This is a genomic window from Piscirickettsia salmonis LF-89 = ATCC VR-1361 (assembly GCF_000297215.2).
Classification (GTDB): Bacteria; Pseudomonadota; Gammaproteobacteria; order Piscirickettsiales; family Piscirickettsiaceae; genus Piscirickettsia; species Piscirickettsia salmonis.
In genome coordinates this window covers 7,381-12,289 of record NZ_AMFF02000079.1, presented here as the reverse complement: position 1 = coordinate 12,289, position 4,909 = coordinate 7,381, and the positions used below count along the sequence as shown (strand labels likewise).

At 42.2% G+C, this 4,909-nt stretch carries 4 protein-coding genes, 2 tRNA genes and 1 pseudogene; 3 read left to right on the top strand and 4 right to left on the bottom strand.

The features are described from left to right. Positions 1–129: 129 nt before the first annotated feature. A complete protein-coding gene (galU, locus tag C200_RS08325) occupies positions 130–999 on the bottom strand; it encodes a UTP--glucose-1-phosphate uridylyltransferase GalU (protein WP_016211625.1) in 870 nt (289 codons plus the stop codon). Beyond that, positions 996–2,345 (bottom strand): UDP-glucose dehydrogenase family protein, encoded by a 1,350-nt coding sequence (locus tag C200_RS08320; RefSeq protein WP_016211621.1) that lies wholly within the window; start codon positions 2,343–2,345, stop codon positions 996–998. The genes galU and C200_RS08320 overlap by 4 nt, the downstream gene beginning before the upstream one ends. Before the next feature lie 112 nt (positions 2,346–2,457). On the opposite strand from C200_RS08320, the gene pgi reads away from it, so the two are divergent. The 3 genes from pgi (at position 2,458) to C200_RS08305 (ending at position 4,405) form a co-directional block, all read left to right on the top strand. Then, positions 2,458–4,098, top strand: coding sequence for a glucose-6-phosphate isomerase (gene pgi / locus C200_RS08315; RefSeq protein ID WP_016211623.1), 1,641 nt, complete (start codon positions 2,458–2,460; stop codon positions 4,096–4,098). Positions 4,099–4,242: 144 nt separating this feature from the next. Next, positions 4,243–4,318: transfer RNA gene (locus C200_RS08310), tRNA-Ala, on the top strand. Between the two features lie 11 nt (positions 4,319–4,329). Then, positions 4,330–4,405 (top strand) — tRNA-Glu (locus C200_RS08305). A gap of 54 nt (positions 4,406–4,459) precedes the next feature. Here the strand turns inward: C200_RS08305 and C200_RS16545 are convergent. Together C200_RS16545 and C200_RS16130 are read right to left on the bottom strand one after the other, a co-directional pair. After that, positions 4,460–4,594 (bottom strand): hypothetical protein, encoded by a 135-nt coding sequence (locus tag C200_RS16545; protein ID WP_016211622.1) that lies wholly within the window; start codon positions 4,592–4,594, stop codon positions 4,460–4,462. Between the two features lie 38 nt (positions 4,595–4,632). Then, a pseudogene (locus C200_RS16130) lies at positions 4,633–4,909 on the bottom strand (hypothetical protein); the annotation flags it as partial.

Here is a 4,909-nt window from a genome sequence, read left to right as displayed (position 1 = left end):
TGATTCTTCTTAAATCGTTTACGTCTACCCACAGCAATTCACTCTTAACTTCCGTTGATTGCTACACCCTACTCAAATCTAAATTTTTTGCAACAGTGCCCAAATGCAACTCCTAGTTTTTATATCGCTTTAATTCAACTGAAAACGCTTTTGCAAATACTCTTGGCAGGCTAAACCTAATTCAGGATGATCTAAAGCATAATCAAGCGTTGCCTCTAAAAAGCCAAGTTTGCTACCGCAATCATAACGCTTACCAGCAAATGGATAGGCCAATACCCGCTGATTTTGTAATACGCTAGCAATCGCATCAGTGAGCTGTATTTCACCTCCAGCGCCTTGTGAGGTATTTTTTAACGCTGTAAAGATCTTTGGTGATAGAATATAGCGGCCTACCACAGCTTGGCGCGATGGTGCATTTTCAGGCTGGGGTTTTTCCACCATATGAATGACACGATCCGATGACTCAGTGGCAACAATACCATATTTATGCGTATCACCTTCTGGCACCTCTTGTACCGCTAAAATGCAATCTGCGCCTTTGTCATTATATTTTTCTACCATTTGGCTTAAACACAGTGGCCCATCATTGGCAATTAAATCATCGGCTAAAATCACAGCAAAAGGCTCAGGTCCCACCAAAGATTCAGCACAAAGCACCGCATGACCTAAGCCTAAAGGCTCTGCCTGACGCACATAAGAACAACTTACCCCTTGTGGTAAAATATCACGAACTATAGATAAAAATTGCGCTTTACCGGCTTCTTCCAAACGTTTTTCTAATTCGTAATGGCGATCAAAGTGATCTTCAATAGCACGTTTGTTTGAACTAGTAACAAAAATTAATTCTTTAATTCCCGCTTCAATCGCCTCTTCAACCGCATATTGAATCAGTGGCTTATCAACAACAGGAAGCATTTCTTTTGGTGTTGCCTTAGTTGCCGGTAAAAAACGTGTACCCATGCCAGCAACAGGAAATACAGCTTTTTTTATTATACTCATCGACACACATCCTTCATTAACCACTCTCCTCGACCAATGCAGCGATAAGTTATCCCTAAACTTTCTAAGTGCTCAGCATCATAAATATTACGCCCATCAATCACTAATGGCTGGTTCAGCGTCTTTTTAATCACATTAAAATCAGGGCTTCTAAACTCCGTCCATTCCGTCACGACAATGAGCGCATCCGCTCCGGTTAATGCACTACTTGCACTTGTTGCCAAATATAAATCATCACGTGCACCATATACGGCTTGAATATTATCCATTGCCGCCGGATCATACGCCTGCACCTTAGCCCCATGCTGCCATAAACCCTCCATCAACACACGACTAGGCGCCTCACGAATATCATCCGTTTTTGGCTTAAACGCTAAACCCCATAAAGCGAACGTTTTACCCTGAATATCACCTTGAAATTCACGCAATACTTTTTCGAGTAGTAGCTCTTTTTGCTTTTCATTCACTTCTTGTACTGCACCCAAAATTTTCGTATCAAAACCATGCTCTGCAGCGGTATGCACTAAGGCTCGCACATCCTTAGGAAAACATGAGCCACCATACCCACAACCTGGATAAATAAAGTGATAACCAATACGCGAATCAGAACCGATGCCTTGGCGAACCATCTCAATATCTGCACCAACACGCTCAGCCAGTTGACTCATCTCGTTCATAAAACTAATTTTTGTTGCCAACATTGCATTCGCTGCATATTTTGTCAGCTCAGCTGAACGGACATCCATAACAACTAAGCAATTATTTTTCTTAGTAAGTGGCGTATATAAAGTTTTTAAACGCTTTTCAGCACGAAGATTATCAATGCCAATGACAACACGGTCAGGATACATAAAATCTTCTATCGCCGCACCTTCTTTCAAAAACTCAGGATTCGAGCTCACATCAAACTCATAGTTCACACCACGTGCACCTAATTCATTACTAATAACCTGACGTACTTTATCGGCTGTGCCCAAAGGAACGGTTGACTTATCAATGACCAACTTATAGCCATTCATATATTCGCCAATGCTTTTAGCAACCGCAAGCACGTATTGTAAATCAGCCGACCCACTTTCTTCAGATGGCGTGCCTACCGCAATAAAAATAAACTCACCCTGCTCTACCGCAGATTGAATATCCGCAGTAAATTCTAAATTCCCTGATTTTTGACCGCGGAGTAATAACTCATCCAAACCCGGTTCATAAATTGGACTTTTTCCCTCAGCAAGTTGTGCTAATTTCTTCTCATCAACATCGACACAAATAACTTGATTACCCAAGTCAGCAAAGCACGCCGCTGTGACTAACCCGACATAGCCTGCACCAAATACAGTCACTCTCATTGATCTTGCCTTTCTCTATTACAATGAACCCACACATTGTAACGACTTTCACTATTGCAAGCCACCTAGTAAGGCTCTACACTGCCCTCAACGACTGATTTAAGGAGCTCACATGAACACTGCCGCCTGGACAAAACTTACCGCCCACCAACAAGAAATCAAACACACCCACTTACGTGACCTTTTTATCAATGACTCGCAACGTTTTAATCACTACTTTAAACAAGGCCCACATTTAAGTATTGATTTTAGTAAAAACCACCTCACTAACCACACCCTTAAATTATTAATCGCACTGGCGCAAGAACATTCACTCGGTGATAAAATTCATGCCCTAATGCAAGGTGCCACCCTGAATATCACTGAAAAGCGTGCTGCCTTTCATAGCGCTTTACGTGTACCTGCCTCAAAACATCACCAACTGCCCAAAGCGGTTGCCAAACAAATCACAACTGTTCATGCTCAAATGCGCACACTATGCGCTAAAATTCACGGCCAAACACCACTGTATTCGCAAGGTCAGATCATTACCGATATCGTTAACCTTGGCATCGGTGGTTCTGACCTTGGCCCAGCGATGGTCACAACCGCCTTAACGCCCTACCATAAAAAACACCTACGTTGCCACTTTGTCTCTAATGTCGATGGCAATCAATTACACAACACCCTAAAAAACTTAAAGCCTGAAACAACCCTATTTATCATCGCCTCTAAGTCATTTACCACTCAAGAAACCTTTGCTAATGCACAATCAGCACGCCATTGGCTAGAAACCGCACAGTTATCAACGGCACAAATCAATCATCACTTTATCTGCTGTACCAGCAAGCCGGAAAAAGCTCGCGAGTTTGGTATCTTAGCGGAGCATATTTTACCAATGTGGGACTGGGTCGGCGGCCGTTACTCACTGTGGTCATCCATCGGCTTACCCATCGCACTTGCTACAGGCTTTGATCACTTTGAGGCCCTACTTGCCGGAGCGCATGCGATGGATAACCATTTTCAAACCGCATCATTTGAAGATAACTTGCCAGTTATGCTTGGCTTAATCGGCCTTTGGTATATTAATTTCTGGCATACCCGCTCACATGCATTATTACCTTATGAGCAAATGCTCACTCTTTTCCCAAGTCACTTTCAACAGGTTGATATGGAAAGCAATGGTAAACATGTACAAATCAATGGAGAACCTGTCAATGGGCAAACCGCGCCCGTCATTTGGGGACAGCCGGGCACCAATGGTCAACATGCCTATCATCAAATGCTTTTTCAAGGCACTGAAATGATTCCGATGGACTTTATTGTTGGCCTAAAAACACACAGTCCGTATCAACAGCAGCATAACATGCTGGTGGCTAATTGCTTTGCACAAACACGCGGCTTAATGTGGGGCTGCGATGAGAAAGAAGTCTACCAGCAGATGATCAACCAAGGAGTTAACCAAACAGAAGCTCAACGACTAGCACCCCATAAAGCAATTATTGGTAATCAACCAAGCACCACCATACTCTATGATAAACTCACCCCTGAGAGTCTAGGTGCCTTAATTGCCCTATATGAACATAAAGTATTTGTCCAAGGAGTTATCTGGAACATTAACTCTTTTGACCAATATGGCGTTGAGCTTGGCAAAGTAATCGGCCAAAATATACTGGCTCAACTACAAGGCGGATCAAATATTAAAAACAATAACATTGACGACTATGATGCATCAACGCAAGGCTTAATTCATTATTTTCGTAACAACCAATAAGCTTTCTTTAGCCTCACATCAGGAAGAGCCATAGCCTTTGTTTATGCTCTTCTTGTATTTTTTCAATTTTAATAAACGAAGCGATAAGCCAGAAAAACTATTGACTTCCTGTAGCAACAAGATTAGAATTATCAGCGTTTTATTGGGGCTATAGCTCAGCTGGGAGAGCGCTACAATGGCATTGTAGAGGTCAGCGGTTCGATCCCGCTTAGCTCCACCAAATACAGACCTGTCCCCTTCGTCTAGAGGCCTAGGACACCGCCCTTTCACGGCGGTAACAGGGGTTCAAATCCCCTAGGGGACGCCAGCACCATGTAAAAGCCGAGTGAAACTTTAAACTTAACTTCACAGCCGGAGTCTACTAAACTAAATCTAGGGCAAGGCCGGCAGATTTTACAGATTTAGCTAAGTTTTGTGATGTGGTCGCACCTAAAAATAAACATTCAAAAGACTTCCCTTGATATTTTCTAACAGCAGCTCTACCTACTTCGAACATTAACGCTAGGCCTGCGCTGAATATACTTGTTATAAATGTTAAGCCGACACGACTTTTAAGCTGCGGCGGTGTTGATATATTGCTTTCATATTACTTTTAGTGTCTAGTAATGGTGCAAAGCTATTTTTCAATCCCATTAGGTGATTTCTTGCACACTTTCTTGAAATTTTGAAAAATTTTTTTACATCTTTCCATTTAGAGTGATAATCTGCCTTATTTTTTTCTAAATGGCACTCATACTGCTTAAGATTTGGGCACTGTTGCGAAAAATTATAGTGAACTTCAGAAAGGTTATTTTCTTGTGCTCTCTGCTTA